Here is a 23035-nt window from a genome sequence, read left to right as displayed (position 1 = left end):
TTTTCCACTTGCAGCCGACACCCTGCGTTTGTACATCCGCCCTACCAAAAGGAAGCGGGCGTAGCTCAGGGGTAGAGCATAACCTTGCCAAGGTTAGGGTCGGGCGTTCGAATCGCCTCGCCCGCTCCAATTTGGTCCTGCCCACCCCACGCAGGAAACAGACAAGGCCGCCTTCGGGCGGCCTTTCTGCTGTCTGGGGCACTGATATTCGCGGCCTTGGCTCTTGCCGAAAGCGGTCGGCGCCGGTAAGAACGAACAAAGAACACGACGTGCGCGATGCTCCGGCTCTTGATCCCGGCGATCACAACCGATCTTATGTGCGAAAAAGGGCGGGCCACATGCTGACATCTGTTGAACTTTGCGCCGGTGCGGGCGGTCAGGCGCTGGGGCTGGAAAAGGCGGGCTTTGCCCATACCGCCCTCGTCGAGATCGACAAGCATTGTTGCAACACCCTGCGCCACAACCGCCCCGAATGGAACGTGCTGGAAGAGGACATGCGTCTCTTCAAGGAGCGCGCGTCTGATTTTCGCGGCATGGACCTGCTGGCGGGCGGCCTGCCCTGCCCGCCGTTTTCCGTGGCGGGCAAGCAGCTGGGCGAGCGCGACGAGCGCAATTTGTTCAACGACGCCATAGACATCGTCGATGACGCGCGTCCACGGGCGGTGATGATCGAAAACGTGCGCGGGTTCCTTGATGCGGTGTTTCACGACTACCGCGAAAAGCTGAAGACGCAGTTGGACAAGCTGGGCTACAAGACCGACTGGCGGCTGCTGAACGCCTCGGATTACGGTGTGCCGCAGCTGCGCCCCCGCGTGGTGATCGTCGCGGTGCAAAAGGAGCGCGCCGAGTTTTTCGACTGGCCCGACCCGCTGCCGCACAACCCGCCCACCGTGGGTGAAACCCTGCGCGATCTGATGGCGGCGGGTGGCTGGCGCGGGGCGCAGGCCTGGGCGGACAAGGCCGACGAGATTGCCCCCACCATCGTCGGCGGATCGAAGAAACACGGCGGTCCCGATCTTGGGCCGACGCGCGCGCGCGCGGCCTGGGCCACCTTGGGTGTCGAGGGGCGCACCATCGCGCCCGAAGCGCCGGATGCGTTCCACGACGGGATGCCGCGACTGACCGTGCCGATGGTCGCACGCATTCAGGGGTTTCCCGACGACTGGCATTTCACCGGCGCGAAAACGAATGCCTACCGGCAGGTCGGCAATGCGTTTCCTCCGCCCGTGGCACAGGCCGTGTCGGGGCAGATCGCCAAGGCCCTGCGCAAACGCGTGCTGCGCGCGGTCAGCGCCTGAGCTTTTCAAACCGGCCAGTCTTTGACAGCATGTCGAGACTTATCGAGGCGGTGGTGCGTTGAAACGAAGCATTCCAGACAGCATCGTCATCGCAGGGCACGCCGATCATGACCTGCTGAGCGCCCTTGCCCGCGAGATCACCCAGCGCGCGGGGGGTGATGCGGCGCTCGGGGCGAAATTCTCTGCGATGCTGCGGCAATGTGTCGACGACGTGATCATGACGCCCAAGACCGGGCGGCGGTCCTATGACGAGCTGGAGAAAACCGAAAAGACCTATATCGGCACGCGGGTCGAGATCGAGCTGCGCGCCATGCTGAACCTGCCCAAGGGCAAGCTGGACACCTCTATTCTGGGCCGTGACGTCGACATCAAGAACACGATGGGCAGCAACTGGATGATCCCGACCGAAGCGATCGGTCACCCGTGCATTCTGGTGGCCGCCGACGAGGTGCGGGCGCTGTGCTATCTGGGGCTGTTCATCGCGCGGCCCGCCTATCTGACCCAAGGCCAGAACAAGGACGCCAAAAAAAGCGTATCTGCCCTGGGATTTGCCAACATCCTGTGGCTGCTGCGCGACCATCCCTATCCGCCGAACTTCTGGCGCACCGTGCCGCCGGATGTGGTGGCGCGGATATTCGAGGGGCGCACCGGCAATCAGCGCATGGCCAATCTGTTTCGCGAAGTGCAGCGCATCCCGATCACCCGCGACGTGGTCGAGGCGGTGGCCCAGCAGCAGGATTTCATGCGCCGCATACGGTCGGACAAGGGCCGGGGCACGCGCGATCATCTGGCGCGCGAGGGCATCTTGCTGCTGTCGGGGCATTACGATGCGCCGCTGATCACGGGCTTGGGTCTGCCGCCCTGTTCGGGCAGCGAATTCGTGTCCTATCGCGCAAGGTCGCAGGCCGAGGCGGATCTGGCAGCGGCGCATGGCATCGCGCTCGACTGGCAACCGACCGGCTGAAGTGTCCCCGGACCTACGCGGTCTGTCACAAAATGATTGACGTCTATCATTCCCGCTGGTCTACAGGCTGCGGGGGAGATTTCGATGCACGACCGACCGCCGACCTTGGCTGATGTGGCGCTGCGCGCAGGCGTCAGCTATGCCACCGCCGACCGTGTGGTGAACGGGCGCGGCGGCGTTTCGGACAAGACCGTGCGCCGTGTCCACGCAGCGGTCAGCGCGCTTGGATACGTGCGCAATGTCGCGGCGGCGAACCTGTCGCAACAGCGCGTCTATCGCTTTGTCGCGGTCCTGCCCGAGGGTTCGAATGCGTTTTTCGCGCGGATGCGCGATCTCTTCGAGGTTGCAGCCGCGCGCATGGCCGCAGACCGCGTGACTCTTGCCGTGGAAACCGTCGCCGCTTTTGACTCTGACGTCTTGCGTGCGCGCCTGGACTTGCTGGCAGGCCAAGGCGTCGACGGCATCGCATTGGTGGGCAGCGACGACTCCTCGACGGTGGAGGTTATCGCGACCCTGCGCAGCAAAGGCATCCCGGTCGTGACGCTGGTGTCGGACGTGCCCGGATCAGAGCGCGCCGCCTATGTCGGCATCGACAATGTGATTGCGGGCGGCACCGTGGGTCGGCTGATGATGCTGGCACACGGGGGCCGCAGTGGGCGCATCCTGCCGGTGGTCGGTGCGTTGAGCGCGCGCGACCATGCGGACCGCTTGCAGGGGCTGCGCGAGGTCATCGGCGGCGACATCACCCTCGCCAGCGTCATCGAAGGACGCGACCGGCATGATCTGGTCGAAACCCATGTGGCCGAGGCGCTTTCCGCCGATCCGTCAATTACCGCGATCTACAGCGCGGGCGCAGGCAACGCGGGGCTGATCCGCGTGGTCGAAGCCCTGCCCGCGACCACGCCCCGCCCCATCGTCATTCTGCACGAACTGGTCGCGCATTCGCGCCGCGCGCTGGAAGCTGGACTGATCGACATCGTCATTGACCAGCGCCCCGAAGAAGAGGTCGCGCGCGTGATCGACGGGCTGCGACAGCTCGCCGACCGCCGCGAGCCGGTGATGACCGCCGTCATCGTGCCCACGATCTACGTGCGCGAAAACCTTCCCCCCGAACATCAACACACCAACACAGGACACCCCGCCAGATGAGCGACTTTTTCCAAGGCACCGCCCCCCTGAAATATGACCCCGAGGCCGAGGGCCTCGCGTTCCGGCACTACAACCCCGACGAGCTTGTGCAGGGCAAGCGGATGGAGGACCACCTGCGGTTCGCCGTTGCCTATTGGCACAGTTTTGCCTGGCCCGGCGGCGATCCCTTTGGCGGGCAGACGTTCGATCGGCCCTGGTGGGGCGAAACGATGGAAGGTGCGCGGCTGAAGGCCGAGATCGCCTTCGAGATGTTCGAGATTCTCGGCGTGCCGTTCTTTTGCTGGCATGATGCCGATATCCGTCCCGAGGGGGCGACATTCGACGAGAGCAAGCGCAATTTCGACGAGATTATCGCACTGTTCGAGGAAAAGATGGAGAGCTCGAAGACCCGGCTGCTGTGGGGCACGGCGAACCTGTTTTCGCACCGCCGGTTCATGTCGGGTGCCGCCACCAACCCCGACCCGGACGTCTTTGCCTGGTCTGCGGCGACGGTAAAGAACTGCCTGGACGCCACCCACCGCCTGAACGGCGAGAACTATGTGCTCTGGGGTGGGCGCGAAGGCTACGAGACGCTGCTGAACACCGATCTGGGGCAGGAAATGGACCACATGGGCCGGTTTCTGTCGATGGTCGTCGAGTACAAGCACAAGATCGGGTTCAAGGGGCAGATCCTGATTGAACCCAAACCGCAGGAGCCGACCAAGCACCAGTACGACTATGATGTCGCGACCGTTTACGGGTTTCTGCAGCGCTTCGGGCTGGAGAAGGAGGTGAAGGTGAACATCGAACAGGGCCACGCGATCCTGGCGGGCCATTCGTTCGAACATGAGTTGGCGATGGCCCGCGAGCTGGGGATTCTGGGCTCGATCGACATGAACCGCAACGATTATCAGTCCGGCTGGGACACCGACCAGTTCCCAAACAACGTGCCCGAAGTGGCGTTGGCCTATTACGAAATCCTCAAGGCGGGCGGGCTGCAAAAGGGCGGCACCAACTTCGACGCCAAGCTGCGGCGTCAGTCGCTGGACCCGTCGGATCTGATTGCCGCGCATGCAGGTGCGATGGATGTCTGCGCGCGGGGCCTGAAGGCGGCGGCGCGGATGCTGGAGGACGGCGCGTTGGAAACAGCGCGGCGCGCGCGTTATGCGGGCTGGGAGACGCCCGAGGCGCAGGCCATGCTGACCAGTGATCTGGACACCATCGCACGACGAGTTGCGGGCGGCGGCATCAACCCCGAGCCACGCTCAGGGCAGCAGGAAAAGCTGGAGAACATCGTCAATCGGTACGTATAAGAGTTCAATCGGTACATATAAGAACAAAGGAGGTCGGCGCGAAGCAAAAGCGCCGACCTACCTTGGGAATTTCTAGAACGCCTTGAACGTCATCGTCGTCAGCGAGCGCTCGATGCCGTCGATGTCCAGCAGGTGATCGTTGATGTACTTGCCCACGTCTTCGCCCTCGGGGATGTAGGCCTTCATCATCAGCTCGTAATGACCGCTTGTCGAATAAAGCTCCGAGTGGATTTCGCGCAGCGCGATTTCCTTGGCCACCTTGTAGGTCGTTCCCGGTTTGCACTGGATCTGGATGAAAACGCATGTGGACATGGGGGCCTCCGGGGGCGGTTGATCTGGTGGTATTGCTGGCACAAATGCACCGGGCTGCGCAATCCCTGCCTGCCGCGCTCTTGGCCTGCGCGGATCGTGCGCCTATAAGGGCGGCGCAGTCATGTGAGGCACCCCGATGCGCAGCGCTACCATCACCCGCCAGACGGCGGAAACCGACATTTCGGTCACCATCAATCTCGATGGCACCGGCACCTATGAAAACGACACCGGCATCGGGTTCTTCGACCACATGCTGGACCAGCTGGCGCGCCATTCGCTGATCGACATGACGATCAAGGCCAAGGGCGACCTGCACATCGACGACCACCACACCGTTGAGGACACCGGCATCGCACTGGGTCAGGCGCTGGCACAGGCGCTTGGCGACAAACGCGGCATCGTGCGCTATGGCAGTTGCCTGTTGCCGATGGACGACGCGCTGGTGCGCACGGCGCTGGATCTGTCGGCGCGGCCCTATCTGGTGTGGAACGTCGCGGTGCCCGCGTCGCAGATCGGCAGTTTCGACACGGAATTGGTGCGCGAATTCTTCACTGCGTTCGCCACGCAGGGCGGCATCACCCTGCACGTCGACATGCTGCACGGGATCAACAGCCACCACATCGTCGAGGCGACGTTCAAATCGGTTGCGCGTGCCCTGCGCCAGGCGGTCGAGACCGATCCGCGCAAGGCCGATGCGATCCCGTCGACCAAGGGTGCGCTGTAACGTGCTGACAACAATTATCGATTATGACAGCGGCAACCTGCACTCGGCCCACAAGGCGTTCGAGCGGATGGCGGCGGAAAGTGACGGCGGCACGGTCTGTGTCACTTCGGACGCCGACGTGGTGGCCAAGGCGGACCGCATCGTGCTGCCCGGCGATGGCGCCTTTCCTGCCTGCTGGGAGGCGCTGAGCGGCCATTCGGGCCTGCTGGCGGCCCTGCGCGAGGCGGTCGAGGTCAAGGCGCGGCCTTTCCTGGGCATCTGTGTCGGCATGCAACTGATGGCCACCTTGGGGCGTGAATACCGCGAAACGCCGGGGCTGGACTGGGTTGGGGGCGAAGTCGTTCCCATCGTGCCGGATGACGCGTCGCTGAAGGTGCCGCACATGGGTTGGAACGATCTGATCCTGGACGCGCCGCACCCGGTCTTTGACGGTATCGAAACGGGCGATCACGCCTATTTCGTACACTCCTATCATTTCGAGGTCGCGGACCCCGCACAGCGCCTTGCGCATGTGGACTATGGTGGCGATGTCACGGCGGTGATCGGCACAGGCACCATGCTGGGGATGCAGTTCCACCCCGAGAAGAGTCAGCGTGCCGGTCTGCAGATGATCGCGAATTTCCTGAACTGGAAGCCTTAGGCGCCAGGTTTGCGTCTCAATCGACGCGGCGCCAGGTCTGGCTTTGACAGACGGGCCCGGCGCAGCCCCCGACCTTCATCGTGTCGCCATTGATCTTGAGGGTCCCGTTCACCTCAAGGTTGAGTGCGGGCACATAGGCGCGGCCCTCGTAAGCGTCGCCGCTCGGCACCATGTCCCAGAACAGTCGTTTGCCCACGTTGGGGTGGTTGATCTGGTTGCCGCTGGCGTCGAACACCTCGACCATGGTGCCGCAGAGACCTGCGCCGCAGGGCTTGGCCTCGACCAGTGCCGTCTGGCCCTTCTTGTCGGCTTCGGTCTTCCAGGTGCCGACCGGCGACGCCTGTGCGATAGAGGTCCACAGCGTCATGCTCAACGCCGCACCCAGCATGGTCAGGCCGATACGCTGACGCGTGAGGTTACGGCTGTCTGTGATCGCGGGCATCTGAAAACTCCTTCGGAAAAAGTCGAATTGGCGCGCGCAGCCGATTCGAGCCACACAGGCCTGCGAACCATGCACTTAAACATTAACACTTGATGTAGGGCTGTCGCACGCACATTCCAAATGGATCCCTACGCGGTGTCAACACTTGATGTAGGGCTGTCGCACGCACATTCCAAATGGATCCCTACGCGGTGTCCGGCCAGTTTCAAAAAAGTGTCTTGAGGTGTAAAAAAAAACCGGCCACCTTTGGAGTGACCGGCTCTGTCAAAGCGACACGAGACCAATGCGATCAGTTCACGCGGCTCCACGTCTGTTTCTTGCAGATCGGGCCGACACAGCCCGAGACATTCAGCGTATTGCCCGAAAGCTCCATTTTCGAGCGGTATTCCTTGCCAGAGGATGGCTGCCAGATGGTGCCTCCACTGTATTTGCCGCCGCCGTTGGCCTCCATGTCCCAGACCAGCTGCCTGCCGATGTTCTCGGACTTGTATTCGCCGGTGCTGTTGAACGTGTTGGATATCGTGCCACACAGCGCCGCACCGCACGGCGCGAACTTGACGTAGGCATAGGCGCCATCGTCCACCTGCGTCTGCCAGGTGCCCAACACCGGATCGGCCAGCGCCGAGCCTGCCATGGCCACACCCATCGCAGCAGCGATCAAAAAGCGTTTCATCAAGGTCTCCTCCCTGTTTCCCGGCGATCATTCTGATACGGCGCACAGCCATCTGGCAAGGCTGTCGTAGGGTCGCGTTGCAAATCCGGCGGACCCGTGCCAAAGCGTTGCGAAAAGCGAAAGGTGCGCGCCCATGATCCTCTATCCCGCCATTGATCTCAAAGACGGCCAGGCCGTGCGTCTGGTGCACGGCGACATGGCGCAATCGACGGTGTTCAACGACGATCCGGCAGCGCAGGCGCGTGCCTTTGTCGATGCGGGCTGCACCTGGCTGCACCTGGTCGATCTGAACGGTGCCTTTGCCGGGCAACCCGTGAACGCTGCCCCGGTCGAGGCGATCCTGAAGGCGTGCCCCGTCCCTGCCCAGCTGGGCGGCGGCATCCGCGACATGGCCACCATCGAAAGCTGGCTGGACAAGGGCCTGGCCCGCGTCATCCTGGGCACCGTGGCGGTGGAAAACCCCGATCTGGTGCGCGAAGCGGCGCGGGCGTTTCCGGGCAAGGTCGCCGTGGGCATCGACGCACGCAACGGCCGCGTGGCGACCAAGGGCTGGGCCGAGGAAACCGACGTGATGGTGACCGACCTTGCCAAGTCGTTCGAGGACGCAGGCGTGGCCGCGATCATCTATACCGACATCATGCGCGACGGCGCGATGGGCGGTCCCAACGTGGACGCAACCGCCGATCTGGCGCGCGCCGTGTCGATCCCGGTGATCGCAAGCGGTGGCGTGTCATCGCTGGACGATCTGCGTGCGCTCAAGGCCACGGGCGTGATCTCGGGCGCAATCTCGGGCCGTGCGCTTTATGACGGCGCGATTGACCTGGCCGAGGCGCTGAAGGTTCTGGCCCGCGACTAGGCTCTGGACCCTGTGCAGGCCTCTGCGGGCTTGCCCCACGCCCCGCGCCCGCCTATAGCAAACCCATGCTGAAAACCCGCATTATCCCCTGCCTTGATGTCGCCGATGGCCGCGTGGTCAAGGGCGTGAATTTCGTCGATCTGGTGGACGCAGGCGACCCTGTCGATGCCGCGCGCGCCTATGACGCCGCCGGTGCGGACGAGCTGTGCTTTCTCGACATCCACGCCACCCACGAGAATCGCGGCACCATGTTCGACGTGGTCCGCCGCACCGCCGAGGCCTGCTATATCCCGCTGACCGTGGGCGGCGGCGTGCGCACTTCGGAAGACGTGCGCGATCTGCTGCTGGCGGGCGCGGACAAGGTCAGCTTCAACTCCGCTGCCGTCGCCGACCCCGAGGTGCTGGCCCGCGCCGCCGACCGGTTCGGCAGCCAGTGCATCGTCTGCGCCATCGACGCCAAAACCGTTGAAACGGGCCGCTGGGAAATCTTCACCCACGGCGGGCGCAAGCCCACTGGCATCGACGCGGTGGAATTCGCGATGACGGCAGCCGCCAAGGGCGCAGGCGAGATCCTGCTGACCTCGATGGACCGCGACGGCACCAAGCAGGGCTTCAACCTGCCGCTGACCCGCGCCATCGCCGATGCCGTTTCCGTACCCGTCATCGCCTCGGGCGGCGTCGGCACTCTCGATCACCTGGTCGACGGCGTGCGCGAAGGCCATGCTTCGGCGGTGCTGGCCGCGTCGATCTTCCACTTTGGCACCTACACCATCGCCGAAGCCAAGGCGCATATGGCCGCCGCAGGTCTGAACATGAGGCTGGCATGACCCTGAACGACCTTTACGCGACGATTCTGTCCCGCAAATCCGCCGACCCCGACAGCAGCTGGACCGCGCAGCTTTTCGCCAAGGGCCCCGAAAAATGCGCCGAAAAGTTTGGTGAAGAGGCCATAGAGGCCATCATCGAGGCCGTGCGCGATGACAAGGCGGCCCTCACCTCCGAGGCCGCAGACGTGCTCTATCACCTCATGGTCATGCTTGCCGCCCGGGACGTGCCGCTCGACGACGTGCTGGCCGAACTCGCCCGACGCCAGTCACAATCAGGCATCGCGGAAAAAGCCGCCCGCTGACGCTTTCTTTTGGCTAAAAATATCCCGGGGAGTCGCGCCAGCGACGGGGCAGAGCCCCAAAACCACCCCATCACAGCTTCGAGCTGATGATCCCGGTGGCGAACCCACCCATCCGCAACTCGCCGAACAGCCGCTGGTATTCGATCTTGGGGCAGCGATTCTGGATCACCGTGATCCCCCGCGCTTCGGCCTTGGCGGCGGCCTCAGCGTGCTGGACCCCGATCTGCATCCACACCGTGCGCAGGTCTGTAAAAACCTCCAGCGCCTCGTCGACGATGGCGGGCACGGCTTCGGGTTTGCGGAAGATGTCGACCATGTCCACCGGTGCGTCGATATCCGACAGATTTGCCACGATGCGCTGCCCGAACAGCATCTGACCCTCGGCACCGGGGTTCACCCCGATCACGCGGTAGCCGCGCAGCGACAGGTAACGCGCGACATAATGGCTGGGCCGCACCGGGTTGGTCGACACGCCCACCACGGCGATCACCTCGGTGCGCTTGAGTACATCTTTCAGCAGTTCGTCAGAATAGTGCATGCCCGCTCCCCGTTTGTTCCCCTGTCCTACACCCGTTCGCGGCATAAAAAAAGCGCCCCAGGACCATCGGGTCCGGGGCGCAAGGTATGGAACGAGGGACAGTGCTTGGGCATCAGGAGTTCCAGACCTGCTGCCTGTGACCTTCAGATAATATCATCTTTCGGGTTATGAAGACCCTCTCGCAAATGTGTGAACGAAAGCTGAAAATCTGGCTGGTATTAGCCTAAAATCAAGCACGCGCGGTCTAGTCGAAGATGTCCTCGACCAGATCGAACACCTCCTCGACCAGCTTCTTGAACCGGAACGACTTTTTGCGCGTGGGTTTACGGGTCTTTTGCGGACGCGCAACCTTCTGGGCGACAGCCGCACCCGGCCTTACAGGGGCGCTTGCGGGTGCGTGATGATCCGTGCGCAGCATCTTGAGATCGTGCAGCGGCGCGCCGCATTGCCCACAGGTCAACTCGTGCCGCGACCGGTCCAGGACCAGCGCGGCCCGCGTCCCGCAATAGCAACAGGTCGCGATCTTGGTCGGATATCCCATGAAGCACCCCTGCCCTAACTGCGTGCCCTGCTTGCATATAAGGCCAGTGCAGCGGCATTCGAGACGTTGAGCGAGCCAAAGCCGCCGCTTGCGTCAATTCGTACCAGCGCGTCGCAGGTCTCCTTGGTCTTTTCGCGCAGTCCGGGGCCCTCGGCCCCCAACACCAGCGCCACGGGTTCGCGGGTGCGCCCCGCAACGGCGGCTTCGATGGTCTGCTCGGCATCGCCATCGAGCCCCAGCACCAGATAGCCCATGCCCTGCAGTTCGGTGATCGCATCGGCCAGGTTGCGCACCCGCAGATAGGGCTGGCGCTCCAGCGCGCCGCTGGCGGTCTTGGCCAGCGCGCCGGTTTCAGGGGCGGAATGATGACGCGTGCCGATCACGGCGGATGCGCCCAGCACCTCGGCAGAGCGCAGGATCGCGCCCACGTTGTGCGGGTCGGTCACGCGGTCCAGAAGAATCAGCCGCGGCACCTCGGCCCCGATGGCGACGTCGGCCAGCCTGCCCCATTCCAGCGGCTTGACCTCCATCGCGGCGCCCTGATGCACAGATCCCGGATCAAGCGGCGCCTTGAAGCTGCGGGGATCGACCACTTCGGGCTCGATCCCCGCCTCGGCAATCGCCTCGGCCAGCTTGTTGTGGGCGTTCAGCGTCACGATCAGCCGCAGTTTTTCACGCTTGGGGTTCATCAGCGCATCGCGCACCGCATGCAGGCCGAACAGCCAGACGGTGGTGGCCGCCTCGACCTTCTTGGCTTGCTCCTTGGCCACGACCCACTTGGGTTTTTTCACTTTATTCATCGCCGAACCTCATATGCAGATGGCCTTCGGACACAGACAATGTCCGCGCCCGGGCCTGAACCTGAGCAAAAGGCCAAATTCTGCCTTGACGCCCTTTGGGACCGCTTGTAATCACGCCCCCACGCCCAGCGCAATGCGCATGGGCCAAGTGGGCGACAGGCCGCAAGGTGTGGCAGGGGACTGTAACTCCCTCGCGGAGACGCACGCCTGGTTCGATTCCAGGGTCGCCCACCACTTTCCTTCTCATGTGACGCGACAAACCGCCCGCCACGCGCGGCGGTCAGGCGTAGGCGACCCAGGCCCAGACCATCGCAAGATAGGTCAGCTGGTGCAGCGCCTGATCAACGCCGACCGCGCGCCAGTACGCGCCCTCTGCGGGGGTGTGGCCGGAGCGGTCGGACCAGTGCCCCTTGGCCCAGTCGATGTGATAGTGCGCGACCCACTCGGCCAGCACGATTGCCACCAGCACCGGCACCGATACCCCGACGACCAGCAGCGCCAGCGCCGAGCTCAGGGCATGAAGGCCTGCGTGCTGCGCGCGCCCCATGTGCAGATAGCGGCCGCGATCGGCCAGCATCCGGGGCGTCTGCCAGAAGAAATCGGCAAACATGTGCTTGATCTGAAGCAGAAAAAGCAGGATCAGCAAGGATGTTGTGGTGGCGGTCAAAGGGCCGTCTTCTCCTGAGGTTGCCAAGAGCCTAGAGCGTTGTTTCCACTTCGTCCATCATTCCCGCGCAAGAGGGTCACAGGCTTGGCCCCCGCTACGGAATACCCATTGCCCGACGCGCGCGTGGCTTGCTAGGTTACCGCGATTGATCGCGCAGGCAACACGCTGGTGCCCCTGCCCCATGACCATGTTTGGACAGCACGATAGAACGCAGCATCTTCAGCTTTATTTTCAAGCATTCCAAACGCGATCAATTCATCCTGTTGCTGGTCACGCTGACCCTGTTCCCGATGCTGTACCTCACGCTGGAACTGCCCAAGCGGATCATCAACGACGCGATTGCCGCCCCTTCGGACAGGGTCGAATTTTACGGTGCGACGTTTTCGCAGATCCATTTCCTGCTGATTTTATGTGCGATGTTCCTGGTGGCCGTGATCCTGCACGGGCTGCTGAAAATGCGCATCAACACGATGAAGGGCGTTCTGGCCGAGCGGTTGCTGCGGCGCTACCGCTATGGGTTGATCGCCCGCATCCTGCGGTTTCCGCAGCCTTACTTCGAGCGGACGTCGCAGGGCGAACTGGTCAGCATGGTCACATCCGAAAGCGAGCCGATGGGCGGGCTGATGGGCGACGCGCTGGCGCAGCCGGTGTTGCAGGCGGGGCAGATGCTGACGATCCTGGGGTTTCTGTTCGCCCAGTCCGTCACCTTTGGCCTTGCGGCCTGCGCGCTGATACCGCTGCAGGCCTGGCTGATCCCCAAGCTGCAAAGGCAGATCAACCTGCTGAACAAGAAACGTGTGGTGCAGGTGCGCGCGCTGGCCGCCGAGATCGGCGAGAGTGCTTCGGGCGCTGCCACCTTGCGCGTCAACGGCGGCTGGCGGTTTCGGATGGCGATGATCACCGACCGGCTGGGGCGGCTCTACGAGATCCGCTTCGACATCTACCAAAAGAAATTCTTCATGAAGTTTCTCAACAACTTCATCACCCAGCTGACGCCGTTCTTCTTTTTCCTGATCGGCGGCTATCTGGTCATTCAGGGTCAGGTCAGTCTGGGCGCGCTGGTCGCAGCCCTTGCCGCCTACAAGGATCTGTCGAGCCCGTGGAAGGAGCTGCTGCTCTATTACAACCAGTCGCAGGACATGCAGCTGCGCTGGGAAACCATCGCAGAGCGGTTCGCGCCCACAGGCATGATCGACGAGGATAAGTTCTATGGCCAGCCCGGCGCGCTGCCGCATCTGAACGGCGATGTGGTGCTGGACGGGGTGACGGTGCGCGATGCCGACGGCAATGCTGTGCTGGAGGACGTCACCGCCACTCTGCCCGCCGGGCGCACCATCGCCTTCATCGCCCCCAGCGACGAGGACCGCCGCGCGCTGGCGCAGGTGCTGACCCGCGAGACGATGCCGACCAGCGGGCGTGTTCGTTTTGGCGACCATGCGCTGAACGATCTGCATCAGGGCGTGATCGCCGCGCGCATCGGTCATGCCACGTCGCGTCCGGTGATGTTTCAGGGCACCTTTGGCGACAACATCATGATGGCGCTGAAGCACCAGCCGCACGGCGATGGAAGCGATGCGGAGTTCGCCGCCGAAGCACTGCGCGCGGGCAACAGTGCCGATATGCTGGACGCGCCATGGATGGATCTGGCGCGCGCGGGCACCCAGGACGACGATGCGCTGCTGGACTGGTGGCTGGCGCTGGTCGACGGCATGGGCAGCAGCGACGCGCTGTTCAGGCGCGCCACCGAACAACGCATCGACGCAACCGGCCAACCCGAACTGGCGCAGCGGCTGGTCGATCTGCGCGCCGACGTGGCCGCGGCGCTTGAAGAGGCCGGTCTGATCCGCCACGCCGATATCTTTCACGCGGACCGCTATAATTCCGCCCTGCCGGTGGCCGAAAACTTGCTGTTCGCAACCGCACGTCAGCCGGTGACGCCGGAGTTTATCGCTGGACAGAAAGAATTTCTGGCGTTGCTGACGCAGCTGGGGCTGGACCGCGATCTGCTAGCGCTGACCCGCGACGTGATCGACCTGTTGCGCCAGATCTTTGGCATCGACGGCACCGACCACCCGCTGTTTCGCAAGCTGACGCTTGAGGCCGAAACCTATGAGGCTGCCGTCGCGATCCTGTCGCGTCAGCGCGAGGGCACGACATTGACACCCGAAGACACCGCATTGTTGCTGACGGTGCCGTTCCAGATCACGTCCGACCAGATCGGCGCGGGCTTTCCCGACGAGATCAAGGCGCGTGTGCTGGAGATGCGCGGGCTGCATGCCGAGGCGCTGCAGGCCAGCATGGGGGCGGCCTTTGCCCCCATTCGCGCGGGCAAGATCGTGGCCGGTCTGACCGTGCTGGAAAATGCCCTGTTCGGGAAAATCCCCGATGGGTCCGGGTCGAAGGGCGATGAGGTGCGTGCCAAGGTGGCGCAGGTGATGCAGCAAAGCGGGATGGGCCGCGAGGTCATGCGCCTGATCCTGGATGTGCCGATTGCGCTTGGCGGTGCCAACCTGCCCGCGTTCTATGCCGAACCTGCCGCGGTCAGCCGTGCCGCGATCAAACGCCCCGATGTGCTGATCCTCGAAGGGGCGCTGGCCAGTTTCGATGCCGCCGCGCAGGAGGCGATGTTCGCCAACCTGCGCGACCTGCTGCCCGACACCACGTTGATCTTCATCGCCTCAGGCTTCGAGAACCCCGACGCGTTTGACATGCAGCTGGAACTGCTGGACGGGCGCATCGTCGGCGGTGCGGACCGCCAAGCGGCCAAGGAAGACAGTGCCACCAGTGCCGATCTGGCGCGTAAGGTGCAGGCGCTGGGCTCGACCGACCTGTTTTCGGGCGTGTCGCGCAAACAGTTGCGGCTACTTGCGTTTGGCGCGCGCTGGTATCGCTGCCCGGCGGGCGAATACGTCTTTCACAAGAACGATCCGCCTGCTGACGGCGCCTATATGATCCTTGAGGGTCAGGCGGATCTGTGGCTGCCCCGTGTCGACAAGGCACCGCAGTTGATCACCACCGTGGGTGCCGGCGCGCTGGTGGGCGAGCTGGGCCTGATCCGCAACGAGCCACGCGCGCTGGACATGCAGGCCAGGACCGATCTGGTCTGCCTGCGCATCGGGGTCGAGGAATTTCTGGCTGTGGTCGAGAACGACGCGACCACCGCGTTCAAGCTGTTGCAGGTGGTTGCAGGCTACGTCAACACCTGACGCTGCACATGCAGCATTCATTAAAATCGCGGCTTTTGCCGTTGGCCCAACCGTTCTATAGTTGCGGCAAAAGAATATCTCAGGGATCGGGGCAGTGACGCGTATGGCAGGCAAACCCGCTAGAACACCGGCTTACAATGTCGTGGTCGTCGGCCAGTCGGGGCGTCTGGGCTATGAGGCGGTGCTGTTCGCGGCCTCGCTGCGGCACCATTCGCCCGATTTCAAAGGCCGGTTGCTGGTGGCAGAGCCGCAGCCGGGTCCGCTTTGGCCCAGCGATCCACGCCTTAAGCCGGACGTGCGCAGCGCGCTGGAAGAGCTGGGCGCAGAAATCGTGCCGTTTCACAGCGCGCATTTTGGCGCGGATTATCCCTATGGCAACAAGATCGAGATGCTGACCGCCCTGCCCGAGGGCGAGCCTTTCGTGTTCTTCGACACCGATACGCTGATCACCGGCGATCTGGCATCTGTGCCCTTTGATTTCGAGCGCCCCTCGGCGTCGCTTCGGCGCACCGGCACGTGGCCCAAACCAGAGCTTTACGGTCCCGGCTATGCGGGCATCTGGAAATCGCTCTATGACAAGTTCGGTCTGGATTTCGCATCGAGCATGGATCTGTCCGAGCCGGATGAATACTGGGCCCGCTACCTCTATTTCAACGCCGGTTACTTCTTCTACAAATGCCCGCGTGTCTTTGGCGACCGGTTCCGCGAATACGCTCTGGCGATCCGCGACGACACCCCGGTGGAACTGTGCTGCCAGGAAATGACCCCCTGGCTGGACCAGATCGCCCTGCCGCTGGTGATCCACAGCCTTGGCGGCGGACGCGACGTGCTGCCTGTGGGTTTGCTGGACGGCACGGTCAGCTGCCACTACCGGATGCTTCCGCTGCTTTATGCGCGCGAGGCGGACCGCGTGATCGAAACGCTGGAAGAGATCGCAACCCCCAACAAGCTGAAAAAGGTGCTCAAGGGCTACGATCCGATCAAGCGCATGGTCTATCAGGGGCGCGGCGAAAAGGTGCGGGCGCTCTTTGACCAGGACAACCTGCCCCGCCGCGAACAGGCGATCCGCAACCGGATCAAATCCGAAGGCTTCTGGATGCGCTGAGCCGGGATTTTCCCATCGCTCAGATGTGCGCGGATGCGCGCGCACGCTTGCCCGGCCCCGCCCGATCCCTTACCGATGTGCGCAGAAACCTCGGAGGAGACAGCCATGACAGACGAAACATCCTACGGCTTTGACACGTTGCAAATTCACGCGGGTGCACGCCCTGACCCCGCCACGGGCGCGCGGCAGACGCCGATCTACCAGACGACCGCCTATGTGTTCCGCGATGCCGATCACGCGGCGGCGCTGTTCAACCTTCAAGAGGTCGGATTCATCTATTCGCGTCTGACCAACCCCACCGTCGCCGTTCTGCAAGAACGCATCGCGACGCTTGAGGGCGGCGTCGGGGCGGTGTGCTGCTCATCCGGTCACGCGGCGCAGATCATGGCGCTGTTTCCGCTGATGATGCCGGGCAACAACGTGGTCGTGTCCACGCGACTTTATGGCGGTACGGTCACCCAGTTCACCCACACGATCAAACGCTTTGGCTGGAACGCCAAATTCGTCGATTTCGACGATCTGGACGCGGTCAAGGCAGCCTGTGACGACCAGACGCGCGCGGTCTTCTGCGAGGCGATCGCCAACCCCGGCGGCTATATCACCGATCTGGACGCGATCAGCGCCATCGCGAATGAGGCGGGCGTGCCGCTGATCGTCGACAACACCTCGGCCACGCCGTACCTGTGCCGACCCATTGAGCATGGCGCGACACTGGTGGTGCATTCGACCACCAAATACCTGACCGGCAACGGCACCGTCACCGGCGGCTGCATCGTGGACAGCGGCAAGTTCGACTGGTCCGCATCCGACAAGTTCCCGTCGCTGAGCGCGCCCGAGCCTGCCTATCACGGGCTGAAGTTTCACGAGACATTCGGCGCACTGGCGTTCACCTTTCACGGCATCGCCATCGGTCTGCGCGATCTGGGCATGACGATGAACCCGCAGGCGGCGCATTACACGCTGATGGGCACCGAAACCCTGTCGCTGCGCATGGACCGCCACGTCGAGAACGCGATGAAGATCGCCGAATGGCTGGAGAACGATCCGCGTGTCGATTACGTCACCTATGCGGGGCTGAAATCGTCGCCGTATAACGCCCGTGTCGAAAAGATCTGCCCACGCGGGGCCGGCGGATTGTTCACCTTTGCGGTGAAGGGCGGCTATGACGCCTGCATCAAGCTGGTGAATGCGCTGGAAATCTTCAGCCACGTGGCCAACCTGGGCGATACGCGGTCGCTGATCATCCACTCGGCATCGACCACGCACCGCCAACTGACCGAAGAGCAACAAGTCGCAGCGGGTGCGGCCCCCGAGGTCGTGCGCGTGTCCATCGGCACCGAAAACGCCGATGACCTGATCGCCGATCTGGATCAGGCGCTGGCCAAGGCGACAGCCTGAACGCAAAACGGGCGGGGAACTGGTCCCCGCCCGCTTTCTTGTCCTGGTGATCGGCTTATTGCGCGATGTCGAAGACCATCGAGACCTGCGCGTCGATCGACACTTCGCCCGAGGCGACCGGCACGCCGTCGCTGCTGCGCGCCATCTCCATCATCTTGGGACGCCCGCCGTTGTTATAGGCGGTGATGCGGCGCACCTGGCCCAGTTCCACGCCTGCAGCGGCAGCGAGCTGCTGCGCCTGCTCGACCGCGTTCTGAACCGCACGTTCGCGCGCCTGCGCTTCCAGCGGGGCGGGCGATTGCACATCAAAGCGCAGGCCCGACATCTGGTTGGCACCGTCCTGCAACACCAGATCGAGGATCGTGCCCAGTTCGGTCAGATCGCGCACCCGCACGGTCACCTGGTTGTTGGCAATGAATTGCAGCGGTTTCTCTTCCGCCTCGCCACTCTCGACCGGGCGCATCGGCTGGTTGCGGTCGGCATCCACCGTCAGCTGGCTGGTCTGCACGTCGGCGGCATCGACACCCTGTTCGGTCAGACGCTGGAGGATCGCATCCATCTTTTCGTTCACAGCCTGAACCGCATCCCGCGCCTGCGGGGCGCGGTGCATCACGCCCAGGCTGATCACGGCCATATCGGGGGCCACGGCCACTTCGCCCTGCCCGGTCACCTCGATCTGCGGGGGCGCAATGGTCGCCTGCTGCGCCAATGCGCCACCTGTCATCGCCGCCAGTGCCAGCGCGCTCGCCATCATCATGTTGCGCATGTCTCGAATCCTCTTTCGTTAAGTCATTTCGTGTCTCTTGCGTACACATCTTCTAGATGTGTGGTCCTCCGCGCATTGACCAGAGGCATTCGGTGTTTCCCTTTTCATGCGCGGCAGGCTGCTCTATTCTGTATCAAACGTCCGGCAGCGTGTCTCGTTCCGGTTTGAATGATAAGGGCATGATATGAAGCCGAATTTCGCGCTTAGCCTGTCTTTTGACGGCATTCGCCTGCTGCACCGCGCGGCGGGCGGATGGCGCGTGGTCGGCGAAGTCTCGCTGGCCGCGGACGACATGGCCGAAGAACTGGCAGCCCTGCGCAAGACCGCATCGGATCTTGAGCCACGCGGCGTGCGCAGCAAGCTGATCATTCCGGATGAACAGATCCGCTATCTGACAGTGGACAGCGGCAATGTGGACGAGGATGGCCGCTGGGCCGCAGCCTTTGCCGCACTCGAAGGGGCGACGCCCTATGCGGTCGATGATCTGAGCGTGGACATCTGCGCCGACGGCGCGCAGACCCATGTCGCCGCCGTGGCGCGCGAAACTCTGGACGAGGCCGAAGCCTTCGCGATGCTGCACCGGTTTCACCCCGTCTGTTTCGTATCGGTCCCCGGAGAGGCCGGATTTCTGGGCGAGCCGTTTTTGGGCGTGACACGCCACGCCGCAGACCTGCTGGAGCCGGGCGACAGCGTGACACCCGACGGCATCGCGGTGGTGGTGATCGGCGACATCAAGACGCCCACGGGGCCGGTTGCGGTGGCGGATGAAACGCCGGTCGTGGACGTCGAGGCGCCGGGTGTTGTGGTGACTGAACAGAGCGAAACGGCAGGTGCTGACGAAGCTGACGCCGAAGAGACGCTAGAGGCTGCGTCCGAAGACCCCGCAGACGAAGACCTCGCGGACGGCGAGACAGCGGACGACGAGACCAAGGAAGACGAGACCGAGGAAGGCGAGGACCAGGACGAGGACGTCGCAGAGACGTCCCCCGCCCCGTTCGGTTTCTCCACCCGCCGCACGGCGTCGGCCACGCCACCGCCCCTTGGCGGAGCCAACCGCGCCGACCCGCCCGCAGCGCGCACCGCACCGGCGGTCGTGACCAACCCCGAGCCGTCCAGCGCGCCCCGGATCGTGTCGCTGACTGCCGCGCAGTCCGAAACCGGCAGCGCGCACGGAACACCGGCCCCCGAGGGTGACGAAAACCCGATGGACATCGCCAAGGCCAGCGTCGCGGGCTTCATGAGCCGCCGCCGCAAGCCCAAACGCAGCAATCCCGCCGCATCGCCCGCCCCTGCCACAGTCGCGCCCGGTGCAACAGCCACCACCGACGCCGAGGAAGCGCAGCGGATGACGGTCTTTGGCGCGCGCAGCAAGGAGCCGGTGAAGGTCGGCGGCAAGCCGCGCTATCTGGGGCTGATCCTGACCACGGCATTGCTGGTGTTTCTGGCCGGTGTGGCCGCATGGGCTTCGGTCTTCCTCGACGAAGGGCTCGCGCGGTTCTTTGGCCGCACGGCAGACCCTGTGGTGGTCGAAGCACCGCTTGAAATCCTGCCCGAGCCCGAAGAGATCGAAGACAGCGCGGACCTGGAGGTGGCGAGCATCGACCCAGGCCTGAGCGATGAGGACGCCGCCGTTCTGGACGCGATGCGCGACCCGTTGCCAGAACCCGAACCTGTGCCAGTGCCCGAAGTGATCGCCGAAGACGATCCAGAGCGCGAACGTCAGGCCGCCGAGGCGCGCTATGCGGTCACCGGCATCTGGCCGCTGGCCCCCGAGGTGCCGGAAGCGGCGCAGGTCGGTCCGCTGGAAGATCTTTATGTCGCCTCGATTGACCCGGTCAGCCCGGCGCGTGATGCGGTTGCCCTGCCCGCCCCCGCCACACTTGAAACTGACGTGGCGATGGTCGCAGTGCCTTCGCCTGCAGCGGCGGGCACGAATTTCGCAATGGACGGCACAGGCCGCGTGATCCCGACGCCCGAGGGTGCGGAGACGCCAAATGGTGTCACGCTCTACGCAGGCCGCCCACCCGTCGTGCCACCGCCGACACCGACCCGTTTCGCCGAAGAACCAGCAGTGAACCCCGAACTTGACCGGCTGGCCCGCGCCCGCCCGCGTGCGCGCCCCGGCGATCTGGTGGAAACCACCGAGCGCGCCAATCTGGGCGGTCTGACCCGCAACGAACTGGCCGAGGTGCGCCCGCAACTGCGCCCCGCCACGGCCAAGGTCGAGGAGGAACTGGACGAGGTGCCCACGGCACAGGCCGCCACCCTGTCGTTCCGCCCGACCAAGCGCCCGAACGACTTTGACCGCACGGTCGCGCGCGCGCGCCAGGCGCAGCCCGCGGAAACCCAGACCGCAGCGGTGGCACCGGCCCGCACCACGGCACCGACCACGGTGGCCCCCGGCGTCCCGTCGAAGACCAGCGTGCAGCGCGCGGCGACGCTGGACAACGCGATCAACCTGCGCAAGGTCAACCTGATCGGCGTCTACGGCAAACCCTCGTCGCGCCGCGCGCTGGTGCGGCTGTCGAACGGGCGTTATCAAAAAGTGCAGGTCGGTGACCGGATCGACGGCGGTCAGGTCTCGGCCATCGGCGACAGCGAGTTGCGCTATCAAAAAGGCGGACGCAGTGTCGTGCTGAAGATGCCTCAGGGGTGAGCGGGCAGACTTCCGCAGAACGGCACAACGACAAAAGGCGGCCCCGCAGGACCGCCTTTGTTGTTTTCCCATAGTCGCAGAACAGTCGCAGAACTCAGTTCTGCTCTGCGCCCTCAAGCTCGCCGTTGGCGATCTGCTCGGCTTCGATGCTTTCGAACAACGCCTTGAAGTTGCCCTCGCCAAAACCGTCATCACCCTTGCGCTGGATGAACTCGAAAAAGATCGGCCCGATCACGGTCTTCGAGAAGATCTGCAACAGGATGCGCGTCTCGCCACCGTCGACCACACCTTCGCCGTCGATCAGGATGCCGTGTTTCTTCATCCGCTCGATCGGTTCATCGTGATCGACCACACGGGTTTTCGACAGGTCGTAATAGGTGTCGGGCGGACCCGGCATGAACTTGACGCCCATTTCGGCAATCGCGTCGGTGCTTTCGTAGATGTCATCCGAGCCGACGGCGATGTGCTGAATGCCCTCGCCCTTGTACTTCTTGAGATAGGCGACGATCTGGCCTGTTTCGCCCCGGTCCTCGTTGATCGGAATGCGGATCCGTCCGCAGGGCGATGTCAGCGCGCGGCTGAGCAGGCCGGTGAACTTGCCCTCGATGTCGAAAAAGCGGATTTCGCGGAAATTGAACAGGTCACCGTAGAAGTTGAACCACGTGTCCATGTTGCCCTTGTGGACGTTGTGGGTCAGGTGATCGAGGTAGAAGAACCCGACGCCGCGCGGTTTGGATTGCTCAAGCCACTCGAATTCTTCGTTGTAGGGCGAAGTCTCGTAATACTGGTCGATGAAATAGATCAGCGAACCGCCGATGCCGTAGATCGCGGGCACATCCATGACCTTGCCGCCGTCCTCATAGGGTTTCGCACCCTTGGACACGGCATGATCGAACGCCTTTTGCGCATCGACCACGCGCCAGCCCATTGACGGGGCGCAAGGCCCGTGTTCCGCGACGAATTTCGCTGCGTAGCTGTCGGGATCGGCGTTCAGCACATAGGTGATGTCGCCCTGCTGCCACAACTCGACGTTCTGTTTTTTGTGCTTGGCGACTTTGGAATAGCCCATGCGGGCAAAGAGATCGCGCAGCTCCTGCGGCTCGGGGCTGGCGAATTCGACAAATTCGAAGCCGTCGGTGCCTGCGGGATTTTCGGCGGTGATCTTGGATTTCGGTGCATCGTGCGGGAACGGACCCATCGGGCAATCCTCCTGAATGTGGTGGTTGGCGCTTGGGAGTCAGATTAGGTCATTGTCCGCACGGTTTCTGCGCATTCTACGGCATTCTTCTGGCAATATTCGCGGGATTCGCGCATCATTGAGTTGAGTCACGCGCAAAGGCTGCATCATGCTGGACGATCTCGACACACGGCTTCTGGAAGCGCTTCAAAGGAACGGCCAGGCCACGGCGCAGGAGCTGGCGGACACGCTGCATCTGTCGTCCAGCCAGATCGGGCGGAGGCGTCAGCGGCTTGAGGCGGCAGGCTACATCGAAGGTTACACCGCCCGGTTGAACCCGGCGCGGTTGGGGCTGAACGTGCAAGGCTTCGTGCAAGTGCATCTGGGCACCCACGGGCCGGACCATTCGGCAGGCTTTGCCCGGCTGGTACACAGCCGACCCGAGATCACCAGCGCATGGACGATGACGGGAGATGCCGATTACCTGCTGCGCGTGTTTTGTGCCGACCTGCCGGCGCTGAACGCGCTGATCCACGAGGTACTGCTGCCGCATCCGGCGGTGGCGCGCGTGCACAGCCAGATCGTGATGGACCAATTGAAACGTGACGGGCCCCTGCCGACCTGACAGAAGGCGGCGCAGGGCAAAGAGCGCAACCAAAACGTGCAATCACCGGCATTTGCGTTGTCCTCGGTGGCGATCCC

23 protein-coding genes and 2 tRNA genes are annotated in these 23035 nt (G+C 63.7%); 16 read left to right on the top strand and 9 right to left on the bottom strand.

Annotation, left to right across the window (positions count from 1 at the left end; translation table 11 throughout):
- The first annotated feature begins 54 nt into the window (after positions 1-54).
- The 5 genes from NTA49_RS07320 (at position 55) to xylA (ending at position 4703) form a co-directional block, all read left to right on the top strand.
- A tRNA-Gly gene (locus NTA49_RS07320) sits at positions 55-129 on the top strand.
- 209 nt (positions 130-338) lie between these two features.
- Positions 339-1298, top strand: coding sequence for a DNA cytosine methyltransferase (locus tag NTA49_RS07315; protein WP_258294031.1), 960 nt, complete (start codon positions 339-341; stop codon positions 1296-1298).
- Positions 1299-1356: 58 nt separating this feature from the next.
- Positions 1357-2262 carry a NaeI family type II restriction endonuclease gene (locus tag NTA49_RS07310; protein WP_258294029.1) on the top strand — a complete coding sequence of 302 codons (906 nt, stop codon included), beginning with the start codon at positions 1357-1359 and terminating at the stop codon, positions 2260-2262.
- Between the two features lie 84 nt (positions 2263-2346).
- Positions 2347-3411, top strand: coding sequence for a LacI family DNA-binding transcriptional regulator (locus NTA49_RS07305; RefSeq protein ID WP_258294028.1), 1065 nt, complete (start codon positions 2347-2349; stop codon positions 3409-3411).
- Positions 3408-4703 (top strand): xylose isomerase, encoded by a 1296-nt coding sequence (gene xylA, locus NTA49_RS07300; RefSeq protein WP_258294027.1) that lies wholly within the window; start codon positions 3408-3410, stop codon positions 4701-4703. The genes NTA49_RS07305 and xylA overlap by 4 nt, the downstream gene beginning before the upstream one ends.
- 72 nt (positions 4704-4775) lie before the next feature.
- Here the strand turns inward: xylA and NTA49_RS07295 are convergent, their stop codons facing one another.
- Positions 4776-5015 (bottom strand): Lrp/AsnC ligand binding domain-containing protein, encoded by a 240-nt coding sequence (locus NTA49_RS07295; RefSeq protein WP_231036520.1) that lies wholly within the window; start codon positions 5013-5015, stop codon positions 4776-4778.
- 136 nt (positions 5016-5151) lie between these two features.
- Between NTA49_RS07295 and hisB the strand changes: the two genes are divergently transcribed.
- On the top strand, positions 5152-5739 hold the full coding sequence (gene hisB / locus NTA49_RS07290) for an imidazoleglycerol-phosphate dehydratase HisB (RefSeq protein ID WP_258294026.1): 588 nt from the start codon (positions 5152-5154) through the stop codon (positions 5737-5739).
- A 1-nt stretch (position 5740) separates the two neighbouring features.
- Positions 5741-6379 (top strand): imidazole glycerol phosphate synthase subunit HisH, encoded by a 639-nt coding sequence (gene hisH, locus NTA49_RS07285; protein WP_258294025.1) that lies wholly within the window; start codon positions 5741-5743, stop codon positions 6377-6379.
- Positions 6380-6395: 16 nt separating this feature from the next.
- Here the strand turns inward: hisH and NTA49_RS07280 are convergent, their stop codons facing one another.
- Positions 6396-6821, bottom strand: coding sequence for a DUF2147 domain-containing protein (locus NTA49_RS07280; protein ID WP_258294024.1), 426 nt, complete (start codon positions 6819-6821; stop codon positions 6396-6398).
- Positions 6822-7110: 289 nt separating this feature from the next.
- Positions 7111-7494: a DUF2147 domain-containing protein gene (locus NTA49_RS07275; RefSeq protein WP_258294023.1), complete on the bottom strand. Its 384-nt coding sequence runs from the start codon at positions 7492-7494 to the stop codon at positions 7111-7113.
- A gap of 133 nt (positions 7495-7627) precedes the next feature.
- Between NTA49_RS07275 and hisA the strand changes: the two genes are divergently transcribed.
- From hisA to NTA49_RS07260, 3 genes are all read left to right on the top strand, one after another.
- Entirely contained in the window at positions 7628-8350 is a 723-nt protein-coding gene (gene hisA, locus NTA49_RS07270) for a 1-(5-phosphoribosyl)-5-[(5-phosphoribosylamino)methylideneamino]imidazole-4-carboxamide isomerase (RefSeq protein ID WP_258294022.1), read from the top strand.
- A 65-nt stretch (positions 8351-8415) separates the two neighbouring features.
- Positions 8416-9177 carry an imidazole glycerol phosphate synthase subunit HisF gene (gene hisF / locus NTA49_RS07265; protein WP_258294021.1) on the top strand — a complete coding sequence of 254 codons (762 nt, stop codon included), beginning with the start codon at positions 8416-8418 and terminating at the stop codon, positions 9175-9177.
- On the top strand, positions 9174-9479 hold the full coding sequence (locus tag NTA49_RS07260; protein WP_258294019.1) for a phosphoribosyl-ATP diphosphatase: 306 nt from the start codon (positions 9174-9176) through the stop codon (positions 9477-9479). The genes hisF and NTA49_RS07260 overlap by 4 nt, the downstream gene beginning before the upstream one ends.
- A 70-nt stretch (positions 9480-9549) precedes the next feature.
- On the opposite strand, the gene NTA49_RS07255 is transcribed toward NTA49_RS07260, so the two are convergent.
- The 3 genes from NTA49_RS07255 to rlmB form a co-directional block, all read right to left on the bottom strand.
- Entirely contained in the window at positions 9550-10017 is a 468-nt protein-coding gene (locus NTA49_RS07255) for a CoA-binding protein (protein ID WP_258294018.1), read from the bottom strand.
- A 244-nt stretch (positions 10018-10261) separates the two neighbouring features.
- Positions 10262-10558 (bottom strand): hypothetical protein, encoded by a 297-nt coding sequence (locus tag NTA49_RS07250; protein ID WP_258294017.1) that lies wholly within the window; start codon positions 10556-10558, stop codon positions 10262-10264.
- A gap of 14 nt (positions 10559-10572) precedes the next feature.
- Complete coding sequence (gene rlmB, locus NTA49_RS07245) at positions 10573-11358, bottom strand: 23S rRNA (guanosine(2251)-2'-O)-methyltransferase RlmB (RefSeq protein WP_258294016.1); 786 nt, start codon at positions 11356-11358, stop codon at positions 10573-10575.
- A 150-nt stretch (positions 11359-11508) separates the two neighbouring features.
- Here rlmB and NTA49_RS07240 point away from each other — a divergent pair.
- Positions 11509-11592: transfer RNA gene (locus tag NTA49_RS07240), tRNA-Tyr, on the top strand.
- A 46-nt stretch (positions 11593-11638) separates the two neighbouring features.
- Here the strand turns inward: NTA49_RS07240 and NTA49_RS07235 are convergent.
- Positions 11639-12025 (bottom strand): DUF3307 domain-containing protein, encoded by a 387-nt coding sequence (locus tag NTA49_RS07235; RefSeq protein WP_258294015.1) that lies wholly within the window; start codon positions 12023-12025, stop codon positions 11639-11641.
- 290 nt (positions 12026-12315) lie between these two features.
- On the opposite strand from NTA49_RS07235, the gene NTA49_RS07230 reads away from it, so the two are divergent.
- The 3 genes from NTA49_RS07230 (at position 12316) to NTA49_RS07220 (ending at position 17734) form a co-directional block, all read left to right on the top strand.
- Complete coding sequence (locus NTA49_RS07230; RefSeq protein ID WP_261368206.1) at positions 12316-15231, top strand: ABC transporter transmembrane domain-containing protein; 2916 nt, start codon at positions 12316-12318, stop codon at positions 15229-15231.
- 103 nt (positions 15232-15334) lie between these two features.
- On the top strand, positions 15335-16336 hold the full coding sequence (locus NTA49_RS07225; RefSeq protein WP_261368205.1) for a hypothetical protein: 1002 nt from the start codon (positions 15335-15337) through the stop codon (positions 16334-16336).
- Positions 16337-16441: 105 nt separating this feature from the next.
- Positions 16442-17734, top strand: a complete 1293-nt coding sequence (locus NTA49_RS07220) for an O-acetylhomoserine aminocarboxypropyltransferase/cysteine synthase family protein (protein ID WP_258294012.1) — start codon at positions 16442-16444, stop codon at positions 17732-17734.
- 55 nt (positions 17735-17789) lie between these two features.
- Here the strand turns inward: NTA49_RS07220 and NTA49_RS07215 are convergent, their stop codons facing one another.
- Positions 17790-18500 carry an SIMPL domain-containing protein gene (locus NTA49_RS07215; RefSeq protein ID WP_258294011.1) on the bottom strand — a complete coding sequence of 237 codons (711 nt, stop codon included), beginning with the start codon at positions 18498-18500 and terminating at the stop codon, positions 17790-17792.
- A gap of 184 nt (positions 18501-18684) precedes the next feature.
- Here NTA49_RS07215 and NTA49_RS07210 point away from each other — a divergent pair, with 184 nt between their 5' ends.
- The gene (locus NTA49_RS07210; protein ID WP_258294010.1) at positions 18685-21156 is read left to right on the top strand and encodes a hypothetical protein; all 2472 of its coding nucleotides are present in this window, start codon (positions 18685-18687) and stop codon (positions 21154-21156) included.
- 94 nt (positions 21157-21250) lie between these two features.
- Here the strand turns inward: NTA49_RS07210 and hppD are convergent, their stop codons facing one another.
- The gene (hppD, locus tag NTA49_RS07205; protein ID WP_258294009.1) at positions 21251-22354 is read right to left on the bottom strand and encodes a 4-hydroxyphenylpyruvate dioxygenase; all 1104 of its coding nucleotides are present in this window, start codon (positions 22352-22354) and stop codon (positions 21251-21253) included.
- A 148-nt stretch (positions 22355-22502) separates the two neighbouring features.
- Between hppD and NTA49_RS07200 the strand changes: the two genes are divergently transcribed.
- Positions 22503-22958 carry an Lrp/AsnC family transcriptional regulator gene (locus NTA49_RS07200; protein WP_258294008.1) on the top strand — a complete coding sequence of 152 codons (456 nt, stop codon included), beginning with the start codon at positions 22503-22505 and terminating at the stop codon, positions 22956-22958.
- Positions 22959-23035: the final 77 nt, after the last annotated feature.

The sequence above is a fragment of the Pseudosulfitobacter koreensis genome (genome assembly GCF_024733015.1).
GTDB classification, from domain to species: Bacteria; Pseudomonadota; Alphaproteobacteria; order Rhodobacterales; family Rhodobacteraceae; genus Pseudosulfitobacter; species Pseudosulfitobacter koreensis.
Note: the sequence above shows the minus strand (reverse complement) of the source record. Positions and strands in the feature narration are given on the sequence as shown.